Origin of the sequence: Bacillus sp. PSXD-155 (assembly GCF_049310765.1) — a bacterium.
GTDB lineage: Bacteria > Bacillota > Bacilli > Bacillales > Bacillaceae_G > Bacillus_A > Bacillus_A cereus.
This window is the reverse complement of the sequence record NZ_JBMOWC010000064.1, coordinates 1-24,554: the sequence shown is the minus strand read 5'-3', so window position 1 is coordinate 24,554 and position 24,554 is coordinate 1. Positions and strand designations below refer to the sequence as shown.

Below are 24,554 nucleotides of genomic sequence, written 5' to 3'. Positions count from 1 at the left end.
CAATGCAATTCAAAAATCTTAAACTTTAATCCATTATTCATTTCATCCCCTCCCATCGTATCTATTCTACATAAAATTAGAATATTATACAAAGAAAATTATTAGTATGAAATTGACAATTAAAAAAATAACTTAAGGATAAACAAACTCCCTCGCATTATAAATTATAGTTACGGAGCATTTACCAACATAACAGCAAAATAAAAAGCAAAAAGAATAAATCTTTCCGCTCTTAGAGTAATAAATACATTTCATATTGTGCTAAAGAATTCTTTTCAAATCTACATTTCTTTAAAAAACCCTCCAGTAAATTATTGTTAGGAAACCCAATTGATAAACTTGATAAATGTAATTCTTCTCTTGCTACTTCTAATAATTTCATCCCAACACCAATATTTCTATAATCTTTGTCTACGAAAATAAAACTAATTTTACCTTGTTCATTTACACATAGAGAGCCTTTTAAGTCATTAGTGACATATGCACCATAAAATACATTATTTGTTTTTTCGATATAATCAACATCATTTTGCCAATTTATATGGAAGTTTAACCATTTCTGAATTTCATCTTTAAAAGTTGGAAATTCTAATTGTTTTACTTCAATATCCTTACAATCTTTATTCATTATTTTAGTCAAATCATTTAAATTATAATAAGAAAGATCGTACACTTTTTCATAGCCCAACTTATTATAAAAATGAATCGCTCGGTCGTTTCCTACAATGACTTCGAGAAAAAGTTGCTTACATCCATGTTGAATCGCCTCTTCTTTATGCAGTTCAAATAATTTTTGACTGACACCAATACCGCGGTAATTAGGATGAACCGCTAATGTTCCACAGCGCATAGTCTTTATACTTTCATAATCCTTTATACCACCTAATATTACGCCAACTGATTTGTCACCGTCTAAAGCAAGAAAAGAATGTTCTAGCAAATTACCTTCTGGTCCCAAAAAACGGTGTATAAAATCACCTTTTGAAACTTCCATCTTAATAATATAATCGGAAAATCCATCTTTAAAAGCTTCATATACTAAATCAATATTTACTTCACTACATCTTTTATATTGAATCATATAAAATTGCCCTCCAATTGCTTGTATTAACCGCAACATGTACCCATATAATATATTCCATCTATTATAAATTTCAGCTCTTAATTTGAAATGAACGGACATTTCCCTACATATAACCCACTATTAATTTGTTTTATAACAAACTATCTATTATTTACTACATTAATCTCATAAACACGCAAAAAAGCAATTAAATGCTCACATGCTCTTTCGCATGCTAGCATTTTAAAGATTTTTTGTTCTTCTTTCGTTTTATCATTTGCTTGATCTGAAGCAGCTTTTAAACATAGAAATGGTTTTTTATTTATTTGGCATACATAGGCGAAAGCTGCTACTTCTTGATCAACTGCCAATGCTCCATATACGGTATGGAGTAAATATCTCATTTCTGAACTACGAATACGTTGATCTCCGGATAAAAATGTACCGAAATGTATTGGATCATATGATCGTATTTTTTTTATTCTTCTTACAAGTGATTTTGTTGTTTCAATAGGTGCTGTTCTACCGTTATATAAATTAAAAACATCTTCCCCTGAGCCAGCTGCAGTAACATCGTGTTGTATTGCGTTTAGTGCCACTACAATATGACCGTTTTTCACCTTGTTTGATAAACTTCCGCATATTCCTGTCATAAACAACTCATCTGGCTGAAACTCACTAATTAACAATTGTACACAACTAGCGCAGCTTACTTTACCAACACCAGTAACAACTGATATAATTTCCAGCTCATTAATAGTATGAAAATGAAATTCCCAAGCTGCTCTTTTTTCAACACGTTCACTCGGATAATGTTGATGCAAATACGTCAGTTCTGGTTCCCATGCAGATACTATTGCAATACGTTTCATTACACGCTTCACTTCCCCTATTGTCATTTAAATAAGTTATCTATACTTTCTCGTTCATAATCTGGAATCCATTCTTTGTATTTCTTATATAAATCTCGTATTATTTCTTTATTCTTCGCAATTACTTCACATCCTCTATCATCACACATAAACATGACAATATCTTTCGTTGCATTTATGAGAAATACATCTGGATAAGAAATTTCTTTTTTTCGTCCAAATCGAGGATACAGAGCAGAGAAATCCTCGTGATTAGCAGCTTGTATAAGCAATTCATACTTAATATCTTCCGCAAGACATTTTAAAGAAAAATGATATGTACAATATAAATCTGCTTCTTCATCTTCAAATAGAAACGGTAACGTTTCTTGTCTTATATGAAATCTTAAATCTCTTTTCTTAATATATTTATTGTATACATTTATTTTCTGTGGAGTTTTTATGTTTTCCTTTTTAAATCTATAAACATTTGTCACTACAAACACTACATCTTCTTTTGAAAATATGTCTTCAAATAAGAATTTATTATATGTATATAGTTGAGAAAAGTATTCCATATTTAAATCGTTGGTTCCTTCTACAATTTGATATTTATCTTTTCCGAAATCAAAATGTAAATGATTTCCCCACTGAGAATATAAGTAGGGTCCTAATGTAACTCCTGGAAATGTTTGATTCATATATTCTTTTAATTGCATTTCCTTGTCCTTTCTACTGTAAAATTCCTTTTAAATCCCAGTATGCTTCTTCTAGCCACGGATGTATAACTTTCAATGTATCTTTCCTTTCCCACAAATATGAAATATATACAAAAGCTGCTTTTTCCAAAGATTTTTCCAATCCTTTTTTTATTTCTATTAAATATGGTGGTGTCCCGTTTTGATCCCATTCTATTTTATCTGCAACAAATAATACTAAATCCATCTTCGTTGCATGTTTACGCAACGTTGTATGGCAACAAATTGCATTTAAAATTTCTTCATCTTCTACTTTAAATATTTCTTTTGCGATTACTCTCGATAATTTTTGATGAATAATCATAGGAATTTTTCTTTCTGTTTCCACTATTTCTACCCCAAATTCTTCAGCAACTGCAATCCGCTCCTCGTTCGGAAAAATGCCACTAATATCATGTAAATATCCTGCAATTGCTGCTTTTTCTTTATCTACGTGAAACTTTTCTGCAATCTTTTTTGCCTCATTTGCCACACGAATTGAATGTTTATATGTAAACTCTTTATTATATTTTAGTAGAAAAGCTTTAATATCATTGTCTATTTTTCCAGTTGGAGTAAATAAATATATATCATTACATAACATAGAAAATCCCCCTTATAACTAACTTCCATTATAATGTAGAATCTAAATATCCTTGTTATTTTATATTCGTTATTAATCTTTTTACTCCTTTTTAATACGTTACATGAAATTTTATACAGAATCATCGCTACAAGTACATAAATGTTTGATATTATAGTAATGTTGATGATTTGTAAGGAAAGGAACTACACAATGAATAAAAATATATTAATTATTGATGATGATAAAGAAATTGTTGAATTACTTGCTGTTTATTTGCGAAATGAAGGCTATAACATTTATAAAGCTTATGATGGCGATGAAGCATTGCAAAAGGTTTCTACATATGAAGTTGATCTTATGATTTTGGATATTATGATGCCAAAACGAAACGGATTAGAAGTTTGTCAGGAAGTGCGTGAAAATAATACTGTACCAATTCTAATGCTTAGTGCAAAAGCAGAAGATATGGATAAAATATTAGGCCTTATGACAGGTGCCGATGATTATATGATCAAACCATTCAATCCATTAGAATTAGTAGCTAGAGTGAAAGCTTTATTACGAAGATCCTCTTTCCAAAATGCTACTTCGCAAAAGAATGAAGATGGTATTATTCGTATTCGCTCTGTTGAAATACACAAACATAATCATACAGTTAAAGTAAATGGAGAGTATATTAAACTAACCTCTATTGAATTCGATATTTTATATTTACTTGCGAGTAATACAGGAAGAGTATTTAGTTCAGAAGAAATTTTCGAACGCGTTTGGAATGAAGATGGTTATGGTTCAAATAAGACGGTAATGGTCCATATTAGCAACTTACGAGATAAACTTGAAACAGTAATGAATGGAGAAAAATTGATTCATACTGTTTGGGGAGTTGGCTATAAAATTGAGAAATGAAGCATTTGATATATTAAAAGATATTCCTAAATGGAAACTTATTTTTTGGCTTTTATTAGCTATCACACTCACTCCTATTACTGAACTAATTATTTATCGCCTCGTTACGAGTGTAATTGAGAGTTCACTTACTCTAACTGAACTCGGTAAAGAATTCATTCGAATTTTTGGTTATGAAAAGTATAAAGGGATTAAAGAGTCTTTATGGATGATGATTGTATCTTATTTGTTTTTATTTTCTATTTTTTCATCCTATCTTTACATTTTTTATCGTCACGAGAAAAAACTTTATTATGAAACTTGTATAAAAAAAATGATAGAAGAAATTCGTTATATTGCAAATGGAAACTTCAATCATAAAGTTTCTATTGTAAATCATAATTATCTAGAAGAATTAGCAATCGGGGTCAATGAAATTGTTGAACAATTAAAAGTCTCCATTGATGAAGAAAGACAAGCGGAACAAGCAAAAAGTGAACTTATTACAAATGTATCACATGACTTACGCACCCCCCTTACTTCTATAGTTGGATACGTAAATTTAATCCATCATGATAATTATAGAGATGAAGTGGAATTGCGATACTATATTCAAGTCATTTACGATAAAGTAACTCGTCTTAATGCATTAATGAATGACTTGTTCGAATATACACGTGTTCAAAATAAAGAATTAAGCTTGTATTCTGTTCCTATTGATATTGTAGAGTTACTTGGACAATTAACTGTTCAATTCCGCATACAGGTTCAAGAAGCTAATATAGAATGTCGGCCTTCTTTCCCGTCTCAAAAGCTTATGGTATTAGCTGATGGTGACAAATTAGTGCGTGTGTTTGAAAATCTTATTATAAACGCTATCGCTTATGGAAGCGAAGGTCGCTATATTGACCTTACTGCTTATGAAAGCAATAATATGATTACAATTGATATAACAAATTACGGACAACCTATTCCTAGTACGGATTTACCTCATATTTTTGAACGTTTTTACCGCGTTGAGAAATCTCGCTCTACAAACACTGGTGGATCTGGACTTGGATTAGCAATTGCAAAAAGTATAGTCGAGTTGCATAAAGGAACAATTGAAGTATATAGTGATGACGAAAAAACAACATTCACTGTAAAACTACTTCCATACAAATGTTAATATTACAAATAAAAAGTTCAATTTCTTATCATATAAGAAATTGAACTTTTTCTATTATTTCCCTAAATTTAATAATCCTTTATAATTCTTTAGAAATTCTTTACCTTTTCTTTCTTCCTAATTAAGCATTCCTTTTTACAATACTATTATTGATGTCATAATAGGAGGATCACTTATGCAATTCTTAAAAAAATTCGCTATTTTATTATTATCTTTTTTCATTACTGCACTTATCGTTTTATATTTTTATCTTTATGTAAATGGTCCGATTATTCAAGCTAAATCAGCTATTTTAATAAATGCTAATTCAGGTGAAATTGTTTATAAAAAAAATGAAGAAACCCCAGTACAATCAGCTACTTTATCTAAATTAATGACGGAATATATCGTATTGGAACAACTAAATGATAGAAAAATACAGTTAGATGACTTCGTACAAATAAGTAACGAAGTTTTCCGAGTAGAAACAAGCCCTATACAAGTAACATCGAATGATAAAACAACGGTTCGTGATTTACTTCATGCATTGCTACTGGCAGGGAATAATCGTTCTGCACTCGCTCTAGCAGAACACATTGCTGGAACTGAAGATAACTTTACAATATTAATGAATAAAAAAGCAAAAGAACTACAGTTATTACAACCATCTCCATTTCTAAACTCTACTGGAATTAATCATGATACAAATAAACAATCAACTACAACAGCAATAGACGCAGCTAAACTAGCTGCACGCTTAGTAAAAGATTTTCCAGATGTATTGAATATTACGAAACTAACCTCTTACCAATTTACCTTCAAAGATTCCCAGGTTTTCAATACGAATAAAATGATATATTCCCTTAATGAAAACATTAAACTTCAAGGTGTTGATGGCTTACAAACTAGTTTTTCAACTAACGGTAATTATAGTTTTGTCAGTACAGCAAAACTAGGAGATACTAGACTAATTTCAGTAATATTAGATGCAGATGAAGAAAACATCTCATTTATTGAAACAAAAAAGTTGCTACAGTATGGTTTTGATCCTTCCTCGTACTCTGCACTCCAAGCTTTTAAAGACACCCTTACATCTTGGACAATATTGCTTCAGTTTAAAAACTTAATTATACAAACTATAATGATTTTCTTAATCATTACCACCTTAATGTTTTTACATATACGTCAGAAAAAATCCGAAGATTTCAATTAAGAAATCTTCTTATATATAAAAACCGACTTGCGCTTGAGATGCAAGTCGGTTTTTAATTCTATCATCCTCGTCCAATCAAATTTGCTGAAACTGGTTGCAAGTTTAACTCCCTCGCCCATATAGATAGCTGACCAATATGATGGATTTCATGTACGATTACATGTCTTAAAACCTATGTTTTTTGAGGCATACATCCATCTCTGTTTCCTTTCGTTGTATTCGTTTGTTTAGTTTAAATGGGTTAATCTATTAATTCTATTAAATCCAACAATTTAACTATTACACTTTAAAGTTCTATTCATATACTATAGTAGATTACTAGAAAGGAGGTTTAACTATGGATAGTTGCGTTGTATTTGTAAACGGACAACCTTTTTTAGTTCTTTCAGTAGCTGGTATTGAAATTGCTAGATTAGAGATTTCCCTTCAAGTAGCATTAGCTCTAAGAGTGCTTGGGATACCAATCTGTGATTAATTACCAAATTAATAAGAAAAGAGGGCATTAGCCCTCTTTTTTTATTTTCTTCTCACCTTTTCTTAACAACAAATAAAATTTAAATTTTATTTGTTATATTGTAATGAAAATCCGAAAAATCAACCCATTTTATTCAATAAAAAAGAGCACCACCCATACCTCATTATCCGTTTCTATAATATTCAAGTTTGATTAATAATAAAATTAAAGTATATGAACGTTACATGAAACACTTGTTAAGATAGCTCTCCTTCACACTATTTATTTCGCTGACGCTATATTATCAAAGCACACAATGATTAACTTTTTATACGGCTTATTTTAAGTATGCTTGCCAATACTTTTACTTGTATGTTCTATACACTCATTCTCTACGGTATACTGATACCAACTTATATTTTTTGATGAGGGCCCATTTCCCTATATCCCTCTTTATTCCCATGTACTTTTTTTCTCAAATCCAAGCTAAATAATCTATATTGTTATCTTTTAAAATCAGCTCACTATCTGATTATATTAATAACCTATCACCTGGTAAAATCCTATTACCTAATTTATCTTCAATTGAATGGTCCATCATTTATACTTACGGATTGGCTTTCCCGTATCTATTGTGCATGGATATTGGATTTTCTAGCATCTAGCTCATTTCTTTAAAAATGTCGGATTTTTCGTCTATTATTAAATGAATAATGTTTGGAAGGGGATATAATATGACAGAAATTAAAGTAGGGCTTACACAATTTTTAGACTTCACACTGAAAGGTAGTACAGCTAAAACAACCTTTATAAAAAATCTAAAATCCCAACCTGAATATCAACCAGCTTTTGATTACTGGAAACAATTACGAGAAACTGTTATTAAATTTCATCAAAACAGACTACCTTTTGAATATTTCGAAACATTAGTACAAACGGTTGATCAGAAAAAAAAACAAAACTACATTGATGTCATAAAGCAATACAAAAAATTCATTAAAAATAAAGACATCTCTTGGTTTGATCCAGGTAAATCACATTGGAAATCAGATGATTTAATCGTCCGTTCATCACCTGAACTTGGCTTATTCATTAATAATGAGCCACATCTTATCAAACTGTTTTTCAAAGGAAAAAAAGAGCGAATTGATAAGTACAACATTAACTCGACACTTACACTATTAAATGAATCAACATTTTCAAATGAACGAAACGATGTGAATTATACGGTACTTAACATCCAAAAGAACAGAATGTATACGAATAACTCTATTAATAATAATCATTTAGTAGCGCTTAAATCAGAAGCTAACCAGTTTTGCTATATATGGAATAATCTATAAAGGATACTATTCATCCCTTTCAATACATTATTGATGCATACTTTAGTTACAATTTTTCCAGATTCATTCAGTTTCGTTTAATTATGGCTCACCCTCTTATTCCTCAGAAACAATGCAGGTGGGCCTTTTTCAAAAATGGTTTCTTTGTTAGTTTTAACATACTAGCTCTCCCCCGAAACAGCTGCAATTGAGATTATTTTTGTTTTATTATCCACTATACCCACCAATCCCCTTTTGTTAACATAATATAATTATAAATTACTATCGTTGCTACTTCTTCCATTCATATTCTAACATACTCATTTCCCATAAATTCCAATACGTTTCTCCTACTCTTTTTGACTCTCTTAATAAGCCTTCTTTTACAAACCCTATTTTTTCGTAACATGAAATGGCCGATATATTAAAATCATACACACCAAGAGTTACTCTATGTAGTTTTAATTCGTCAAAAGCAATATAAAGTACTGCTTTCATCATATTTTTTCCTATAGAACGTCCTCTCATCTTCGTATTACCAACTAATACTTTTCCAATTCTAGCGGACTTATTAATATTATCTATTTGCCCAAGCGAAATATGACCAATAACGTCTGAAGTCTCTTCATCCACCACTTTGAAAGCGAGTGTATTTGCACTTTCTATATACTTCTCTAATTGCTGTTCGTCTAAAGGGAATGTGAATGCATTTCCTGACCATTGTATTAGAAATTCTTCAGAATTAATCCAATTTATTAATTGTTTAAAATCAGATTTTTTAAAGGTTTTTAGTTTAATCACTTCCATGCTCCTTTCGTACATCATACTTTATAACCTCAAACTTATTTCTATATAAAGAATATATTCTCCTTTTATATGAAATTAAAATAAAGCCATTCATGTGAATGGCTTTACAAAAAAGCAGCATAATTATGCTTTGTTTGCTACATCAATACCATTAAAATCAAAGTCAGCAGTAACCGTTGTAACAGGTGGGAAAATTGCTTCAATTTTACAAATGGAAATAATTACTCCAACCGATCCAGGAATAGCCGCAAGCCTAACTACATCACAACTTACAGACGAAACAGTACCTACATAAGTACGTCCCTCTGTATTAATTTGAACTGTTCGATTAATTAATTTCTTAAGTTCATCTCTAATTCCTTGTACACAAGAATTATCACATTTCTCATGCTGTTCTTTTTTACACTCTTCGAATACTTCCCAACAATCATCTTGTTTACATGTACACTTCTTTTTACAATTATTAAATCGAGAACCCAATACCTCACCCCCTAATCCTTTCTATTAGTAAAGTATGTCCACTAGCTTAAAAGGGTACGAGGCAAACACATAAAAAGAAAAAAACAAATAATTGTACCAAACCTTCTTTTCATTATTCATTATAAAAACAGACTTCTCCTAATTAAAATCTTGTTTAATGAGCGGCCGTGAATTTAGTCCTACTCCATTTAATGTTTAGACACCACTTTCTAAAACAAATCTTTTTCTTTTAATAAGATGCCCCTTAAAAACACACTAGATTTTCCCATTAACTCACATATACATAGACTTTATTTGTGGATTTCCCATTTTTCATTGTGAAATATACATTTAAAAAAGCGTACTCGAAAATAAGATATTATATGTAATCAGAACGCTTTCTTCAACAAATGTTTATTGGAAAACACCATAACTAGTAGTAGTTCTCTCCACTATCTCTTAAAAATTAGCATAGTTTGTATGAACTCTATATCGAGTAGAAAACACTCTATCATATAAAGATAAAATAGTAGGTTAATAAACAAGCCATTTTTTTTATTAAAACATAGAATAATATGAACACTATTGAAAGGAGGTAGAAATGAATGTCTTGGAAAAATGATTGCTGGAGTTCTCAGAAAAAGCATTGTTGTGATGATTGGTGGAAATCTAAAGAAAAGCATCATTGTGATGATGATTGGAGTTCTCAGAAAAAGCATTGTAATGATGATTGGTGGAAATCTGAAGAAAAGTGTCATCGTGATGATGATTGGAGTTTTAAACGAAATAAGTGTCGTTGTAAATGTTTCTTTATTTGTTGCCATTGTAAAAGAAAAAATTGGTAATATTTTTAATGTCAACGTAAAGAAAAAAATATGTCTTTTGGAATCAATCGGGCTTTTCCGGAAAGTTGATCCCTCACCTACTTCCTTGCTTTCGCTGAATTTTTAGGTGGGGGCATTACTGCCCGGCAAATAGCGAGATAAATACTAGGATGTAATATATAAAAAGCTGACTGAGTATAGTCAGCTTTTTATCAATGAATACGTAAAGGTTTAAACCGGCATATAAGTAGTCGCGCTTTGTCATCACCTTGTTGTTGTAAATTAGTATTTCTCCATTGAATAGACATTCCATAATATCGTATTTTGATTAAAACTAAAAAACATACTTAACACCAATAGTAGAATTTTTCTTCTTCATCAAATTCACTTTTTTTCTTTTTATTAACATAAAAAAGGAGCTCTGTTTATATAGAGCTCCTTTCTAATTTTATAATTTACTAGACTGTAACCCCTGAATAAACGGTACTACTTCAGGATTTACAAGTGACGACAAATCACCTAATTCTTTTCCTAAATAAGCTGCTTTAATAACACGGCGCATTACTTTAGAATTACGTGTTTTCGGTAAATCCTCTACAACGTGGATGTCTTTAGGACACAACGCTTTGCCAATATGTGAGTTTACTAAACTCATTAATTCTTTCTTTAAATCTTCTGTAAATATTACCCCTTCTCGTAATACAGCAAAGCAATGACAAACTTCACCTTTCACTTCGTCAGGTACACCAATTGCAGCAGCTTCGATTACATCGTTATGTTTCACAAGAATAGATTCATATTCAGCAGGTCCAATACGTTTACCTGCAATATTTAACGTATCGTCTGAACGCCCTGTGATGATATATTGTTCACCATCGTAAATGACCCAGTCACCGTGGACCCATTTATTTTCAAAACGTGACCAATATGTGTTCACGTAACGTTCATCATCTTCCCAGAAGCTTTTCGTCATACCTACCCAAGGTTTCTCTAAGCATAATTCTCCGACTTCATCTCGAATTGGTTTACCTTGATCATCCAGTACGACAGCTGCCATTCCTGGTAAAGATGCGTTAAAACTAATTGGTGCGATTGGTTTAATAAGAACATTACCGAAAATCCCACCAGAGATTTCAGTTCCACCTGAGTAGTTACAGATTGGAACATTTCCTTTACCAACTGTTTCAAACAGCCACATCCATGGATCAGGATTCCAAGGTTCTCCTGTTGATGCGAATACTTCCAAACTCTTTAAAGAATGTTTATTGACATACTCATCACCTTTTGCCATTAATGCTCGGATTAACGTTGGCGAAATACCTAGATGAGTAATTTCATATTTATCAACTGTCTCCCATAACCGGTCTGCTTCTGGGAAGTCTGGAACACCTTCGTACATAACCATCGTTGCTCCATTAATGAGTGAACCGAATAATAAAAATGGCCCCATCATCCAACCCATATCAGTTACCCATAATACACGATCACCTTGTTTAATATTCATTCCAAATCCTGCATCAAAAGCTGCTTTCAAAGGAAATCCTGCATGCGTGTGTACTGTTCCTTTCGGCTTACCAGTCGTTCCTGATGTATAAATGAGCATTAATGGATCATCACTTTGCATTTCCTCGGCATGTATGAATGGTTTTTCTTTTTCTAGCGTACTCCACGAAAAGTCATAGTTATGTGGTGTAAAATCATTTCCTGCATGACGAACGATAACAACTTTTTCAACAGTTGGGCAATGTTCACAAGCTTTATCTACTTCATCTTTTAAAGAAACAATTTTACCGCGGCGTGAAAATCCATCTGCAGTAATAATCATTTTTGAACCCGCCGCTTGCACACGTGTCATAACTGCATCAGACGCAAAGCCTGAGAATATTGGTGAAATAATTGCTCCAATTTTCATTACAGCTAGCATCGCAACAACTGTTTCTGGAATCATCGGCATATAAATTGTTACACGGTCACCTTTTTCAATACCCGCGTGTTTCAAACCATTGGCAACACGGCTTACCCAGTTATCAAGCTCTTCATATGTAAATGATTTTGAAGTTCCATTTTCTCCTTCGTACTGAAGTGCTGGCTGTATTCTTGTCTCTTCATCCGCAAGCCAGCGGGATAAAGCTGATTCTACAACGTTACATGTTCCGCCATTATACCACTGTGCAAACGGTGTACCATTTTCTAAATCTAACACCTCTGTATAAGGTTTCATCCATTGATAGCCAACTGCTTTTTCTGCCTCTCCCCAAAGCCAAGCTGTTTCTTCAATAGATTTATTATAAAAAGTTTCATAGTCTTCATATCCCAATGATTTCATCCAACTATATAAACGTGTTTTTTCCTTGTACTCTTCTGTTGGAAACCAAACTGCTTGTTTCAATGTTTTCCCCTCCTTAACTTTTTGAGCAAGAAAGCCCTAAATAGGGCTTTTAAACTGGATATACAGGATGTTTACGATCCGTGAATACTTGATATTTACTCATATACATTTCGAAACGTCCTTTTAACTCTTCACGTAAATTGTTTGGATGAACAATACCATCAATCACCATCTCTGATGCTAAGTGGTATATATCAATATCTTTCTTATACTCTTCACGTTTTTCAGCAATAAAGCTAGCACGCTCTTCTTCTGGTAAAGCTGCAATTTTATTTGCATATACAGCATTGACCGCAGCTTCTGGACCCATTACCGCAATAGAGGCTGTCGGTAATGCCAGGCAGCAATCTGGTTCAAATGCTGGACCTGCCATCGCATATAAACCAGCACCATATGCTTTACGAACAACGATAGAAATCTTCGGTACAGTTGCTTCACTCATTGCAGAAATCATTTTTGCACCGTGGCGAATAATACCAGCACGCTCTACTTTTGTACCGATCATAAATCCTGGTACATCCGCAAGGAATAATAATGGAATATGATATGCGTCGCATAAATTAATAAACTTAGCAGCTTTATCAGCTGAATCATGGAATAATACGCCGCCCTTCATACGCGGCTGATTTGCAATAATACCAACTGGCTTACCATCAATACGTGCTAAGCCTGTAATTAGCTCTTGAGCAAATAATTTTTTTACTTCATAGAATGAACCTTCATCAATAACTCTATTAATGAGATCTTTCATATTGAAAGGAGCATTTTGATTTTCTGGAATGATTTGTTCTAACGTTTTATCGAATTGTTTCGGTTCTTGAGGTGTAACCAATGGAGTCTTTTCTAAGTAGTTATTTGGAAAATATGAAATGTATTGTCTTGCTTGTGTAATCGCATCTTCTTCTGTCTTACATAAAACATCTCCGCATCCTGATACAGAGCAATGCATACGAGCTCCGCCCATTTCTTCTAAAGTTACCTTCTCACCGATAACCATCTCAGCCATACGAGGAGATCCTAAATACATAGATGCATTTCCTTCTACCATCATTACAACGTCGCAAAAGGCTGGAATATAGGCACCACCAGCTGCAGAAGGTCCAAATAATAAGCATACTTGAGGAACTTTACCTGATAATTTCACTTGATTATAGAAGATTCTCCCTGCACCACGGCGCCCTGGGAACATTTCTACTTGATCTGTAATACGTGCTCCAGCAGAGTCGACTAAATAAAATAACGGAACACGTAGTTTTTCAGCTGTTTCTTGAATACGTAAAATCTTTTCAACTGTGCGTGATCCCCACGATCCAGCTTTTACAGTAGAATCATTGGCCATTACACACGCAGTACGACCATGTATTTTACCCGTTGCCGTTACAACGCCGTCCGCAGGTAAGCCTGTTTGTTCACAGTTAGCAAATAATGCATCTTCTACATATTCGCCATTATCAAATAGAAGCGCTAAACGATCTCGAACAAATAATTTTCCTTTTGCTTTATTTTGTTCATGATATTTTGGTGCGCCGCCTTGTTTAATCGTTTCAACTCGTTCTTCAAATGTATTTGATTGTTGTTTTTGATCTAACATATTTACTCCCCCTTATACGTTGGTGTGCGTTTTTCCTTGAATGCTTGTAATCCTTCTAGTCTATCTTTCGTATGGATTACACCTTCATACGCTTGTTTTTCCATTTGTAATCCGGTATGTAAATCAACTTGAATACCGTTTGAAATCGCTTTTTTTGCTAATCGAACAGCAATAGGTCCATTACTAGCAATTTTCTCTGCTATTTCAATCGCTTTCTCTTCAAGTAAATTAGCTGGTACAACAAATTCTACTAAACCATATTCTTTTGCTTCTTGCGCTGAAATACGTCTACCTGTATAAATTAATTCTTTCGCTCTACCAACTCCAATTAATCTCGGTAAGCGCTGTGTACCACCTGCTCCTGGTATAATTGCAAGTGTCGTTTCAGTAAGACCAAGACTTGTACATTCAGCAGCAATTCTAAAATCACAAGCTAAACTTAATTCCGTACCACCACCAAGTGCGATTCCATTTATAGCAGCAATAACTGGCTGTGGTAATTGTTCAACCATCTCCATAGTAGTGCGAATCATACTAACAGCATGGCGAACTTGTTCTTCATTCATATTGGCACGCTCTTTTAAATCTGCACCAGCACAAAATGCTTTTTCACCAGCACCAGTCAAAATAACTACACGCACGTTTGAATCTTCACTTATTTGAGTTAATATAGTTTGTAATTCATCTAATAATGCTAAAGATAATGAGTTTGCTTGTCTTTCACGATATAACGAAATCTTTACAACGTGAGGTGTTACATAATCAACTGAAATGTTTTGTAATTGTAGCATCTTCTCACCTACTTATCGTTTTATGTTGAAGCGCTCTATACACATGACTCGGTAATTGGATATTTAATTTACTTTGAATAAATTGACTTGCTCTCAATAACTTCTCTTCATCAATATTCGTTTGGACTCCTAACTTATGGAGCATATGTACTAGGTCATCAGTAGCAACATTACCTGATGCTCCTGGTGCATAAGGGCAGCCCCCGAGTCCACCACAAGAACTATCAAACGTTTTAATACCGTATTCTAATGATTTAACTACATTCGCTAGAGCCATTCCATACGTATTATGAAAATGCATGGCAAACTGCGAAGCATCATACTTCTTTAATAGATGTTCTAATACTTGTTCTACTTGTAATGGATTCGCTACACCGATTGTATCCCCAAGAGAAACTTCATAAATGCCGTATGAAAATAGTTGATTACATAATTCGTCAACTGCTGTGACACTTATATCCCCTTCATAAGGACATCCAAATACAGTTGAAACATAGCCTCTTACTTTTTTACCTTCAAATGTTGCCTGCTTTGTTATATCTTCTATTACAGCTAATGCTTCTTTAATTGATTTATTAATATTACTTTTATTATGAGATTCACTTGCTGATAAAAAAACATTCACCTCATCTACATTTTGCAAAAAAGCTCGTTCCAAACCATTTTGATTTGGAACAAGCGCAGCATATGTAACATTAGGATCCCTTTTCAGCTCAGAAAACACATCATTTGCATCCGCTAATGCTGGGACCCATTTTGGGTGAACGAATGAGGAAACTTCAACATACGACAATCCTGCTTCTGTAAGTAGTTGAATCCATTTTACTTTATCTTTTGTGCCAACAATTTTTTTTTCGTTCTGTAAGCCATCACGTGGTCCTACTTCTTTAATGACAGCAAAATTAGGTAGTTTCAATTCGCTTCCCCCTATATCTCCCTATTCAATTTCTAGTAATACATCTCCTTCATTTACAAAATCGCCTTCTTGCACATTAATTTTCATAACCGTGCCAGCTTCTTCTGAAATGATTGGAATTTCCATTTTCATAGATTCTAAAATGACGACATCCTGCTCTTCCTCTACTGTATCTCCTACTCCTACAACAATCTTCCAAACGTTTCCTGCCATCGATGCGTATACTTTCGTCATCATTTTTTCCCCCTTAATATTGTTAAATCTTATTTCTTAACGAGTTGTTTCGTTACAAAACCCGTTGTATAAATACCACTTTTAAACACATCATCTTCTAAAACTTGCAGTAGCATTGGTGTGTTCGTTTTAATACCTTCTACTTTTAATTCTTCTAGAGCATCATGTAATTTCAAAATTGCTTCCTCACGAGTCTCGCCATGTGCAATAACTTTTGCAATCATTGGATCATAGAAAGGTGTAATCGTTACATGATTTTCTAAGAAGTGATCAATCCGTACATTTGACGGTAATGTTAAATCTGTAATTTTCCCAGGTGATGGGAAGAATGTTTTCGGATCCTCTGCATAAATACGAGCTTCAATGGCATGACCACTACGTTTTACATCATCCTGAGTAAATGATAGTTTCTCTCCACTTGCGATAAGGAGTTGCTGTTCTACAAGGTCTAATCCCGTAATTTCTTCTGTCACTGGATGCTCTACTTGTAATCTCGTATTCATCTCTAAGAAATAGAAGTTCTTCTGATCATCTACAAGAAACTCAACTGTACCTGCATTTGTATAGCCAAGTGCTTTGGCAGCTTGTACAGCAACTTCTCCCATCGCCTTTCGTGTACCTTCATCTAAAAATGGTGAAGGTGCTTCTTCGATTACTTTTTGATTTCGGCGCTGTACCGAACATTCACGCTCCCATAAATACACTGTGTTACCATGTGTATCTGCTAAAAGCTGAATTTCAATATGATGCGCATCTGCTATATATCGCTCTAAATACATTTCTCCGTTACCAAAGAAGTTTTGCGCTCTTGTTTTATTACTTTCAAACGCTTTGGTGAGCGTTTGCTCAGTTTCCATCAACTGCATACCAATGCCTCCGCCGCCTGCGGATGCCTTAAGCATTAAGGGATAACCAATTTGTTTTGCAATTTCAATTGCTTCTTCAGCAGTTTCAATATTTGTAGTAATACCTGGGACTACTGGGACATCTGCTGCTTGCATTGCGATACGTGATTCGATTTTACTTCCCATCTTCGTAATGATTTCTTCTGAAGGACCGATAAATACGATTCCTTCTTCTTTGCAACGAACCGGAAAAGACGGATTCTCTGATAATAAACCATAACCCGGATGAATCGCTTCTGCATTTGTCTTCTTAGCTATTTCAATAATTTTTTCAAGGTTTAAATAACTTTCTTGAACACGCGGTCCACCTACTAAGTAAGCTTCATTTGCCATCTTCACATGAAGGGCATTTTCATCTGCTTCAGAATAAATAGCAACAGTGCGTATGCCAAGTTTTTGACAAGTTTTCATAATACGAACAGCAATTTCCCCGCGATTCGCAATTAATATTTTTTGAAACATAGTGATTCCTCCCTTTTATCTACATCCTAAATGTCTAGCAATTACGAGACGTTGAATTTCAGAAGTTCCTTCACCAATTTCTAATAGTTTCGCATCACGAATATGTCGTTCAACTTCATATTCACGCATATAACCATATCCACCATGAATCTGTACTGCTTGATTCGCAATACGGCTTGCTGCTTCCGATGCAAATAGTTTTGCCATTGCCGCTTCTTTGCCGAAAGGTTTATCGTTATCTTTTAACCAAGCTGCTTTATGTACTAAATTGCGTGCTAGCTCTACTTCAGTCGCCATATCAGCTAATTTAAATTGAATCGCTTGGAAATTAGAGATTGACTTTCCAAATTGTTGACGTTCTTTCGCATATTGTAATGCACGTTCAAAGGCTGATTGCGCAATACCAACTGCCAATGCAGCGATTGAAATACGCCCTCCATCAAGTGTATATAAAAATTGTTTAAAGCCTTTATTTACATCACCAAGAATATTTTCTTTCGGTACACGAACACCATCAAGTACGATTTCACAAGTATTAGAAGCGCGAACACCCATCTTATCGTAAGGACTTGAAATCGTTAATCCTTCACTCGTAGTAGGCACGATAAATGCAGAAATACGTTTTCTACCATTCTCTTCAATACCGTTGACAGCGGTTACAATAATTGTATTTGCATACTCTGCGTTTGTAATCCAACACTTCTCACCACTGATTACATACTCATCACCATCTAATACCGCTTTCGTTTGAGTACCACCTGCATCTGATCCAGCATTCGGCTCCGTTAATCCGAAGGCACCTAATGTTTTACCTGACGCCATTGGAACTAAATACTTTTGTTTTTGTTCTTCTGTACCGAAATAATAAATTGGAGAAGCACCTAATGAAATTGTTGCAGCATAGCTTAAACCGGTGCCACCACAAGCGCGACCAATTTCTTCAACTGCTAACGCATACGATACCGTATCGCCACCTGAACCTCCATACTCTTCTGGGAATGGGATGCCTAATAATCCTAGTTCGCCCATTTTTTGAAATGTTTCATATGGAAACTCTGCAGTTTTGTCATAATATACAGCTTTCGGTGCGATTTCCTTTTCAGCAAAGTCACGTACCATTTCTTTAATCATTTGTTTTTCGCGAGTTAGAGTAAATTCCATTCCGCTACACACCCCTTATCGAATATTGAGTTTCGACAGCGTGCGAGTTTCTACTACAAACATAACAACTTAAAAGACAAGAATATTAGTTAGACAATTGCTACAATTCTGTCATAACTTAATTTTAAAACAGATTCTGTACTAATGCACAAAAAAATTCCTACATTGTTCTACAACAACATAGGAGGTTTTGTGTCGAATTATGTAATTTATTGTTTAATAATCTCTACCTTTTCCGGAATCAGAAATTTCTACTAATGCTTCAGGGTATGGTTCGAAATATGTTTGTCTTAATAAATACTTTTCATCAAATCGAATAGCCCATGATTTTAAAATTGTAAGTAAACTACTAAGTGGTATTTTCTTTTCTGCATACTTTTGTAACAGTTCTATAAAATGATCTTTTTCTTGTTTTTTTAACTTTGTTTTAAAATATCCAAAAATGTGCTCGCATACATTTACATTCGATGTATAACGGGGCGCACGCATAAATAATTCATATAAAGTCTTCTCATAGTTTTCAAATACCACTTCAATCTTTTCATTTTTTTGATTTGCAATTATACGCCCTAATTCCTTTTGTTTCACCTGATTATATGCCATAAATAAATATTTATTGTCCGACTGAAACGATACAAGGTCTTTTATATTTTTACTATGTTTAATCATTTTGTAATATGCGATTGTAAATAGCCTTGTAAAGAAATGCTCTCTAATAATAAAATTCGACAATCTGCCTTCCTCTTCAATAGGAAGATGCGAAAATTTTTTTACTACTGCTCCGCCAAATAAGCCCGATCCTTTTCCCTTTGCTGGCGCTTTTTCAAAACCAGAATAAATTTTCACATCACGCGTACCACAACTTGGTGAACGATTCTTTAAAATAAAACCATCCACATCCGGTATCGTTTGTAAAAAGTCATTTGAAAACTGCTCCATTTTTTCAGTTACATCTTCTCGTGTCGACGGTTGCACAAGTCTATTCTCACCATTTTCTTCTACAATTCGTATCGTTTCACGAGGAGTCCCCAATCCAATCTCGACTTCTGGACAAACAGGTATAAATGTAACAAATGGCTGCAAATTTCGTATTGTTACATCTGGAATCATCTCTCCATTATAACGACAAGCATCAAATTCTAAACATTTACTTACGACGATTGTTGGTTTTGCAAATTGTCGCATCTTATTACCTCCTTAGTGCTAGCCCGTATAATATAAATTGTACTAAGATTAACATTTTAAGCAAAGTTTGATTCATTTATTTTTATGAGAAATATATATCCAATGATATATTAACAATCATTCAACTCTATTTTCTATAAATGTGCGCCTTATTAATGAGGGTTTAGATATTGTGAAATGAATAATACACACTTGCTTCGGAGAAATTAATGATTAAGAAAGGAGGGATTGTTATGAAAAAGAAATTATCATCTATTTTAAGTGTTTTAGCACTATCTATTATGTTTTTAGGTACATCTACGCAAGCTGAATACGATGGAAATAATATGAATAGAGTTAATAACACTGATATTTCAACTCGAGTAAATGACAATAACTTAGACAGAGTTAATAATGATGTAAGAACTCGAAATGTAAATACAACAAATGATTTAAACGATAATCGTGATAAAAATAATAATTGGGCTTGGCTTGGTTTATTAGGACTAGCAGGATTATTAGGTCTTAGAAGAAGAGACAAAGAAACACGCTGATTTAGAATGTTTTTAGTAAACAAGTACTTATTTATCAAAAATATATAATGAAAATAAATCGCCTTTTTAAAGGCGATTTATTTTTACTTAAAAGTAATGTATGTCATTCACACTTCAACGATTAAAATCGTGGAGTTAATCCATACAATATAAATTGAATCGTATTTTCAATTTCCGCTTCATCATTCCATTTTTCTTCAGGCAATAATAAAAATCGTGTTAATAATAAACCTAATACAGCTGATAAAGTAAGACGTAGTACGGAAGATGGTGGTATCTCAATAATTTCCCCTTCTTCTTGAAATTTCACAATCAACTTTTTGAAATGTGAAAACAGTTCTGTTTCTACTAATTGCTGTATTTCATTTTTCAGTTCTGGTTGGAATGGCACCTCTTGAATTAATATTTTTATCATAGGAAAGTGTTTTTGAGCAAATTTAAACCTATTATGAATTACAACCCTTAAAAGTCTTTCATATGATTCATACTCCGATTTAAATATTTCTTTTGCAAAGGTTTGTACGAAAAATGGTGCAGCGAACTTAGTTAAAGTTGGCATTACGACCGCTAGTAATAAATCTTTTTTCGTCTTATAGTAGCGGAAGATTGTTCCTTCCGCTACACCAGCCCGTTTTGCAATTTCACTTGTTGAAGTTGAAGCGTATCCTTTTTCTCCAAACATATCAACAGCCGCCTCTAATATTCGCATTTGACGTTCATTTCTTTTATCCGTATTAGTTGCAGCTATTAATTCCTCCAGCCAATCCTTCTGCATTTATAAAGCTCCTTTTTGTCATTATTATATTTTGCGATGTTTCTTTAAAGCAAATACATTTCCTACTGCAAATAATAGTGAAAAAAGTAATAATACAGTAAGATCTAATGCAATCTCTGTAAACCCTTGATTCCGAATCATCACTTGTCTCATTGCGTCAGCGCCGTATGTGAGTGGAAATACTTTCCCTAACATTTGTAGCCACTTATTCATAGATTCCATTGGAAACAATCCAGAAAAGAAGATTTGTGGCACAATAACAAGCGGTATAAATTGAATCATTTGAAATTCATTATTTGCGTATGCCGATAAAAACGTACCTAATGTTAGTGCAGTTAAAGAGAGCATACATGTAATAAGTAACGTTAGCCATATGGAGCCAGCTACGTATAAATCTAAAATATAAACGGAAAAACTTACGATAATAATGGATTGTATAAAGGCAAAGATTCCAAAACCAATAATATAACCTGCGACTATTTCCCATCTTCTTACTGGGGTGGATAATAACCTTTCTAGCGTACCACTTAAACGTTCTCTTACGAAAGATACACCTGATAATATAAATACAAAGAAAAATGTAAAGAAACCAATTAATACAGGACCAAGCCCATCAAACATCGTAAAGTCTTTAGAGCCATGTAAATAATTTACTTCAGGTTTCATAATCGATACATCATTCTTCTCTGTGCTTTTTTGCAATACTTGAAGTACAGCACGATTTTTTGACGAATCACTACCTTCCAACAGAAGTTTCATTTTTCCATTCTCTATTCGAAGTATTGCATCTACCTTTTGTTTTTCTAACTCAGAAATCGCGTTTTCTTTACTGTATTCATAAATTGACGCTTCTTGATTTTTCATCACTTTTACTATTTGAGCGGGCATATCAACAACAGCAATTTGCGGTATATAGTCTTTTTGTGTAAACACTAGCGATAATAGCCAAAGTAATAACATTGGTGCCCCAAACATCATCGCTAACGAACGCTTATCTCGAAAAAATTGGCGAATAATACGAATGATTACACCAGTAACTCTCATGATGACACCACCTCTTCCAACAAAAAGACATCTTCAATCCGTCCAGATGACACGCGTTTTTTCAATTCTTCAGTTGTTCCAACCGCAACTAGTTTCCCTTCTCTAATTAACCCTAGACGCTCACAAAATTCAGCTTCATCCATAATGTGCGTCGTTACAATAATCGTTGTGCCTTTCTTTTTAAGATCATAAAATTTTTCCCAAATCGTTTTTCTAAGAAGCGGATCTATCCCCACTGTAGGCTCATCTAAAATTAATATTTCTGGTTCATGGAGGAGTGCTATTGCTAATGATAAGCGTTTTTTCATTCCACCTGAAAATTGTTGTACTTGCTTTTTCATATACTGTGACAATTGTACAAGTTCAAAAACCTCTGCAATTCTTGTCTTTTTACTTTTTCCCTTTAATCCATACATCGTTGCTATAAAATCTGCATTTTCATATGCTGACAATTCTTCATATAATGCATCCGCCTGGGCCATATAACCAATTCGTTTCATTTCATTTAAATTAGGCATATTAGTATTATTAACAAGCACTTCACCTTTCGTTGCCTCATTAATACCTGCAATCATTTTAATGAGCGTTGTTTTCCCCGATCCAGAAGGTCCAACAAAACCAAAAATCTCTGCTTTTTCAACTTGCAATGAAAGATTGTGTAACACTTCTTTTTTTCCAAAACTTTTTGATACAGTCCGTAAAATAATTGAAGGTTGTTGCACGTTTCATCCTCCTTTTCCAATAAAAATGAGTGAGTACTCACTTTTATTTTACTCTTGCTTAATTATATGTCAAACTTCGTTGATTAGTATGTATGTTCAATCACCGATATTAAACAATGAAACAGAGTCGACATTAGCATTTCATTTCCTAAAGTCGACTCTGTTTCATTTAAACTATAAATTTCACTTTACGTTTTTAAATTCATATACTTCCGAATTCTAGCAACGTCTAAAGAATATTCGATAACTAATTGCTGTAACGGTAAAATAACTGTGTCAGGATATAAATGTGCATATTGTAATGTTTCTGCATATTTTTCTAACCTTTTTTCTAAATACTTTATTATTTGATCAGGATGACTTACTAATAAACATTTACAATAATAATGGATTTGTTCCTCAATCGCCGTGTATTCTTCAATTTCATATTCTTTATGCATGTGTACACCCCTTTAAGTTTTTTATATGAATTACTTATCACAATTTTCACTCGACAAATTTTAAGTTTTTTGATTATTTACACTATAACAAACACTGAGGGTCAAATTTTGTTACTTTATGTAACGTAGAAAATTTTTAACAAAATTGTAATGTTTACTCCTGCAAAATACAGAAAGCCCCTTTACTCATTTTTGTATAAAAAAAATCGTACAGCTTAATTTAGCTGCACGACTACAATTTCTGGCCTATTCAAAATCCTTTGCGGAATGATACTATTTCCTAATCCTCTACTCACTACCATTGATGTATTTTGTTCTACATATAAACCCGCTGTATATTTAGGTAAAACACCTTGATTTGGCGCAACTAATCCTCCGATAAATGGCAATCTAACTTGCCCTCCATGAGCATGTCCCGATAAAACCAAATCCAACCTCTCATTCGTATATTCCTTTATAAATTCAGGCCGATGGGATAATAATACATTATATTTATCTGGCTGCATTTCAATTTTCGCTTTTTTAATTTCATCTATTATAATATTTCCTTCATCACGGTTTCCAGTAACAAACTCTGGATCATCAATACCTAGCAAGTTTATTTCTTGCTCACCCTTTCGAATGCCTACATGTTCATTCCTTAAAACATTGACATCATATTTCTTCAACTCTTTTTCTAAATTGTTATACTTTCCAGACCATTGTTCATGGTTTCCTGTCACAAAATATACAGGATATTTCTTTACAATTTCTCGTATTAATTGCATACTAACTTCTGCATCGTATGATTTACTGTCAATTAAATCACCCGTAATCGCAATAATATCTGGGTCTATACTTTTTATTTTTTGAATTAACACATCTTGATTATCGCCAAATTTTTTATTGTGTAAGTCTGAAATTTGTAGAATTTTATACCCTTTAAAAGAGGATGGTATTTTACTAGAGGTTATTTTAACCTCAGTTATACTTATTAAATTGTTCTGTAAATATAAAAAGATTGTAAAACCTACTAATATACAAATAATCATTACAATTCTATTAATCTTCTTTTTCAT

At 33.3% G+C, this 24,554-nt stretch carries 26 protein-coding genes and 1 pseudogene; 7 read left to right on the top strand and 20 right to left on the bottom strand.

Annotated features, from left to right (window positions below):
• Positions 1 to 232 precede the first annotated feature (232 nt).
• The 4 genes from ACO6VI_RS29675 to yqeK form a co-directional block, all read right to left on the bottom strand.
• Complete coding sequence (locus ACO6VI_RS29675) at positions 233 to 1,081, bottom strand: GNAT family N-acetyltransferase (protein ID WP_000617068.1); 849 nt, start codon at positions 1,079 to 1,081, stop codon at positions 233 to 235.
• 143 nt (positions 1,082 to 1,224) lie between these two features.
• Positions 1,225 to 1,962 (bottom strand): 5'-methylthioadenosine/S-adenosylhomocysteine nucleosidase, encoded by a 738-nt coding sequence (mtnN, locus tag ACO6VI_RS29670; protein WP_000151939.1) that lies wholly within the window; start codon positions 1,960 to 1,962, stop codon positions 1,225 to 1,227.
• Positions 1,959 to 2,633 (bottom strand): DUF3885 domain-containing protein, encoded by a 675-nt coding sequence (locus ACO6VI_RS29665; RefSeq protein WP_043924663.1) that lies wholly within the window; start codon positions 2,631 to 2,633, stop codon positions 1,959 to 1,961. Before ACO6VI_RS29665 ends, mtnN begins: the two co-directional genes overlap by 4 nt.
• A 13-nt stretch (positions 2,634 to 2,646) precedes the next feature.
• Positions 2,647 to 3,255, bottom strand: a complete 609-nt coding sequence (gene yqeK / locus ACO6VI_RS29660) for a bis(5'-nucleosyl)-tetraphosphatase (symmetrical) YqeK (RefSeq protein WP_063547343.1) — start codon at positions 3,253 to 3,255, stop codon at positions 2,647 to 2,649.
• Between the two features lie 192 nt (positions 3,256 to 3,447).
• Between yqeK and ACO6VI_RS29655 the strand changes: the two genes are divergently transcribed.
• The 3 genes from ACO6VI_RS29655 to ACO6VI_RS29645 all read left to right on the top strand — a co-directional run bounded on the left by ACO6VI_RS29655 (position 3,448) and on the right by ACO6VI_RS29645 (position 6,482).
• On the top strand, positions 3,448 to 4,143 hold the full coding sequence (locus tag ACO6VI_RS29655) for a response regulator transcription factor (protein WP_001038809.1): 696 nt from the start codon (positions 3,448 to 3,450) through the stop codon (positions 4,141 to 4,143).
• Positions 4,133 to 5,290, top strand: coding sequence for a sensor histidine kinase (locus tag ACO6VI_RS29650; protein ID WP_001243312.1), 1,158 nt, complete (start codon positions 4,133 to 4,135; stop codon positions 5,288 to 5,290). The genes ACO6VI_RS29655 and ACO6VI_RS29650 overlap by 11 nt, the downstream gene beginning before the upstream one ends.
• 175 nt (positions 5,291 to 5,465) lie before the next feature.
• Complete coding sequence (locus tag ACO6VI_RS29645; RefSeq protein WP_063547342.1) at positions 5,466 to 6,482, top strand: D-alanyl-D-alanine carboxypeptidase family protein; 1,017 nt, start codon at positions 5,466 to 5,468, stop codon at positions 6,480 to 6,482.
• 61 nt (positions 6,483 to 6,543) lie between these two features.
• Here ACO6VI_RS29645 and ACO6VI_RS29640 read toward each other — a convergent pair.
• Positions 6,544 to 6,654 (bottom strand): annotated as a pseudogene (locus tag ACO6VI_RS29640) (DinB family protein); the annotation flags it as partial.
• Positions 6,655 to 6,819: 165 nt separating this feature from the next.
• On the opposite strand from ACO6VI_RS29640, the gene ACO6VI_RS29635 reads away from it, so the two are divergent.
• Positions 6,820 to 6,957, top strand: coding sequence for a DUF3956 domain-containing protein (locus ACO6VI_RS29635; protein ID WP_000376554.1), 138 nt, complete (start codon positions 6,820 to 6,822; stop codon positions 6,955 to 6,957).
• Positions 6,958 to 7,670: 713 nt separating this feature from the next.
• Entirely contained in the window at positions 7,671 to 8,279 is a 609-nt protein-coding gene (locus tag ACO6VI_RS29630) for a hypothetical protein (protein ID WP_088020314.1), read from the top strand.
• A 270-nt stretch (positions 8,280 to 8,549) separates the two neighbouring features.
• Here the strand turns inward: ACO6VI_RS29630 and ACO6VI_RS29625 are convergent, their stop codons facing one another.
• Both ACO6VI_RS29625 and ACO6VI_RS29620 read right to left on the bottom strand, forming a co-directional pair.
• Positions 8,550 to 9,083, bottom strand: a complete 534-nt coding sequence (locus ACO6VI_RS29625) for a GNAT family N-acetyltransferase (protein WP_422424852.1) — start codon at positions 9,081 to 9,083, stop codon at positions 8,550 to 8,552.
• A gap of 105 nt (positions 9,084 to 9,188) precedes the next feature.
• Complete coding sequence (locus ACO6VI_RS29620; protein ID WP_000535577.1) at positions 9,189 to 9,545, bottom strand: hypothetical protein; 357 nt, start codon at positions 9,543 to 9,545, stop codon at positions 9,189 to 9,191.
• Positions 9,546 to 10,142: 597 nt separating this feature from the next.
• Between ACO6VI_RS29620 and ACO6VI_RS29615 the strand changes: the two genes are divergently transcribed.
• A complete protein-coding gene (locus tag ACO6VI_RS29615) occupies positions 10,143 to 10,475 on the top strand; it encodes a hypothetical protein (protein WP_063547340.1) in 333 nt (110 codons plus the stop codon).
• Between the two features lie 321 nt (positions 10,476 to 10,796).
• On the opposite strand, the gene ACO6VI_RS29610 is transcribed toward ACO6VI_RS29615, so the two are convergent.
• From ACO6VI_RS29610 to ACO6VI_RS29575, 8 genes are all read right to left on the bottom strand, one after another.
• Positions 10,797 to 12,737 (bottom strand): AMP-binding protein, encoded by a 1,941-nt coding sequence (locus ACO6VI_RS29610; RefSeq protein WP_000806506.1) that lies wholly within the window; start codon positions 12,735 to 12,737, stop codon positions 10,797 to 10,799.
• Positions 12,738 to 12,786: 49 nt separating this feature from the next.
• Entirely contained in the window at positions 12,787 to 14,328 is a 1,542-nt protein-coding gene (locus tag ACO6VI_RS29605; RefSeq protein ID WP_000886755.1) for an acyl-CoA carboxylase subunit beta, read from the bottom strand.
• Between the two features lie 2 nt (positions 14,329 to 14,330).
• Positions 14,331 to 15,119, bottom strand: a complete 789-nt coding sequence (locus tag ACO6VI_RS29600; RefSeq protein WP_063547339.1) for an enoyl-CoA hydratase — start codon at positions 15,117 to 15,119, stop codon at positions 14,331 to 14,333.
• 4 nt (positions 15,120 to 15,123) lie between these two features.
• The gene (gene mvaB, locus ACO6VI_RS29595) at positions 15,124 to 16,035 is read right to left on the bottom strand and encodes a hydroxymethylglutaryl-CoA lyase (RefSeq protein ID WP_063547338.1); all 912 of its coding nucleotides are present in this window, start codon (positions 16,033 to 16,035) and stop codon (positions 15,124 to 15,126) included.
• A gap of 21 nt (positions 16,036 to 16,056) precedes the next feature.
• On the bottom strand, positions 16,057 to 16,272 hold the full coding sequence (locus tag ACO6VI_RS29590) for an acetyl-CoA carboxylase biotin carboxyl carrier protein subunit (protein ID WP_001987345.1): 216 nt from the start codon (positions 16,270 to 16,272) through the stop codon (positions 16,057 to 16,059).
• Between the two features lie 26 nt (positions 16,273 to 16,298).
• Positions 16,299 to 17,636, bottom strand: a complete 1,338-nt coding sequence (locus ACO6VI_RS29585; protein ID WP_063547337.1) for an acetyl-CoA carboxylase biotin carboxylase subunit — start codon at positions 17,634 to 17,636, stop codon at positions 16,299 to 16,301.
• Between the two features lie 15 nt (positions 17,637 to 17,651).
• Positions 17,652 to 18,797, bottom strand: coding sequence for an acyl-CoA dehydrogenase (locus ACO6VI_RS29580; protein ID WP_000397279.1), 1,146 nt, complete (start codon positions 18,795 to 18,797; stop codon positions 17,652 to 17,654).
• A gap of 216 nt (positions 18,798 to 19,013) precedes the next feature.
• Positions 19,014 to 19,982, bottom strand: a complete 969-nt coding sequence (locus tag ACO6VI_RS29575; protein WP_044306560.1) for a YbgA family protein — start codon at positions 19,980 to 19,982, stop codon at positions 19,014 to 19,016.
• A 233-nt stretch (positions 19,983 to 20,215) separates the two neighbouring features.
• On the opposite strand from ACO6VI_RS29575, the gene ACO6VI_RS29570 reads away from it, so the two are divergent.
• Entirely contained in the window at positions 20,216 to 20,515 is a 300-nt protein-coding gene (locus tag ACO6VI_RS29570) for a WGxxGxxG family protein (RefSeq protein ID WP_000728157.1), read from the top strand.
• A gap of 121 nt (positions 20,516 to 20,636) precedes the next feature.
• Here ACO6VI_RS29570 and ACO6VI_RS29565 read toward each other — a convergent pair whose 3' ends face one another.
• The 5 genes from ACO6VI_RS29565 to ACO6VI_RS29545 form a co-directional block, all read right to left on the bottom strand.
• The gene (locus ACO6VI_RS29565) at positions 20,637 to 21,290 is read right to left on the bottom strand and encodes a TetR/AcrR family transcriptional regulator (protein WP_016512809.1); all 654 of its coding nucleotides are present in this window, start codon (positions 21,288 to 21,290) and stop codon (positions 20,637 to 20,639) included.
• A 24-nt stretch (positions 21,291 to 21,314) separates the two neighbouring features.
• Positions 21,315 to 22,334 (bottom strand): ABC transporter permease, encoded by a 1,020-nt coding sequence (locus ACO6VI_RS29560; RefSeq protein WP_006928521.1) that lies wholly within the window; start codon positions 22,332 to 22,334, stop codon positions 21,315 to 21,317.
• The gene (locus ACO6VI_RS29555) at positions 22,331 to 23,056 is read right to left on the bottom strand and encodes an ABC transporter ATP-binding protein (RefSeq protein ID WP_001187075.1); all 726 of its coding nucleotides are present in this window, start codon (positions 23,054 to 23,056) and stop codon (positions 22,331 to 22,333) included. Before ACO6VI_RS29555 ends, ACO6VI_RS29560 begins: the two co-directional genes overlap by 4 nt.
• Before the next feature lie 188 nt (positions 23,057 to 23,244).
• Positions 23,245 to 23,496, bottom strand: coding sequence for a hypothetical protein (locus ACO6VI_RS29550; protein ID WP_000548621.1), 252 nt, complete (start codon positions 23,494 to 23,496; stop codon positions 23,245 to 23,247).
• 215 nt (positions 23,497 to 23,711) lie between these two features.
• On the bottom strand, positions 23,712 to 24,554 hold an 843-nt coding region (locus ACO6VI_RS29545), incomplete at its 5' end, for a metallophosphoesterase (RefSeq protein ID WP_000727189.1).

Bases quoted from the DNA above. Each gene is read 5' to 3' on its own strand.
- ACO6VI_RS29675 (WP_000617068.1), bottom strand. From the start codon at position 1,081: ATGATTCAATATAAAAGATGTAGTGAAGTAAATATTGATTTAGTATAT.
- mtnN (WP_000151939.1), bottom strand. From the start codon at position 1,962: ATGACAATAGGGGAAGTGAAGCGTGTAATGAAACGTATTGCAATAGTA.
- ACO6VI_RS29665 (WP_043924663.1), bottom strand. From the start codon at position 2,633: ATGCAATTAAAAGAATATATGAATCAAACATTTCCAGGAGTTACATTA.
- yqeK (WP_063547343.1), bottom strand. From the start codon at position 3,255: ATGTTATGTAATGATATATATTTATTTACTCCAACTGGAAAAATAGAC.
- ACO6VI_RS29655 (WP_001038809.1), top strand. From the start codon at position 3,448: ATGAATAAAAATATATTAATTATTGATGATGATAAAGAAATTGTTGAA.
- ACO6VI_RS29645 (WP_063547342.1), top strand. From the start codon at position 5,466: ATGCAATTCTTAAAAAAATTCGCTATTTTATTATTATCTTTTTTCATT.
- ACO6VI_RS29635 (WP_000376554.1), top strand. From the start codon at position 6,820: ATGGATAGTTGCGTTGTATTTGTAAACGGACAACCTTTTTTAGTTCTT.
- ACO6VI_RS29630 (WP_088020314.1), top strand. From the start codon at position 7,671: ATGACAGAAATTAAAGTAGGGCTTACACAATTTTTAGACTTCACACTG.
- ACO6VI_RS29625 (WP_422424852.1), bottom strand. From the start codon at position 9,083: ATGATGTACGAAAGGAGCATGGAAGTGATTAAACTAAAAACCTTTAAA.
- ACO6VI_RS29615 (WP_063547340.1), top strand. From the start codon at position 10,143: ATGATTGCTGGAGTTCTCAGAAAAAGCATTGTTGTGATGATTGGTGGA.
- ACO6VI_RS29605 (WP_000886755.1), bottom strand. From the start codon at position 14,328: ATGTTAGATCAAAAACAACAATCAAATACATTTGAAGAACGAGTTGAA.
- ACO6VI_RS29600 (WP_063547339.1), bottom strand. From the start codon at position 15,119: ATGCTACAATTACAAAACATTTCAGTTGATTATGTAACACCTCACGTT.
- ACO6VI_RS29590 (WP_001987345.1), bottom strand. From the start codon at position 16,272: ATGATGACGAAAGTATACGCATCGATGGCAGGAAACGTTTGGAAGATT.
- ACO6VI_RS29585 (WP_063547337.1), bottom strand. From the start codon at position 17,636: ATGTTTCAAAAAATATTAATTGCGAATCGCGGGGAAATTGCTGTTCGT.
- ACO6VI_RS29580 (WP_000397279.1), bottom strand. From the start codon at position 18,797: ATGGAATTTACTCTAACTCGCGAAAAACAAATGATTAAAGAAATGGTA.
- ACO6VI_RS29575 (WP_044306560.1), bottom strand. From the start codon at position 19,982: ATGCGACAATTTGCAAAACCAACAATCGTCGTAAGTAAATGTTTAGAA.
- ACO6VI_RS29570 (WP_000728157.1), top strand. From the start codon at position 20,216: ATGAAAAAGAAATTATCATCTATTTTAAGTGTTTTAGCACTATCTATT.
- ACO6VI_RS29565 (WP_016512809.1), bottom strand. From the start codon at position 21,290: ATGCAGAAGGATTGGCTGGAGGAATTAATAGCTGCAACTAATACGGAT.
- ACO6VI_RS29560 (WP_006928521.1), bottom strand. From the start codon at position 22,334: ATGAGAGTTACTGGTGTAATCATTCGTATTATTCGCCAATTTTTTCGA.
- ACO6VI_RS29550 (WP_000548621.1), bottom strand. From the start codon at position 23,496: ATGCATAAAGAATATGAAATTGAAGAATACACGGCGATTGAGGAACAA.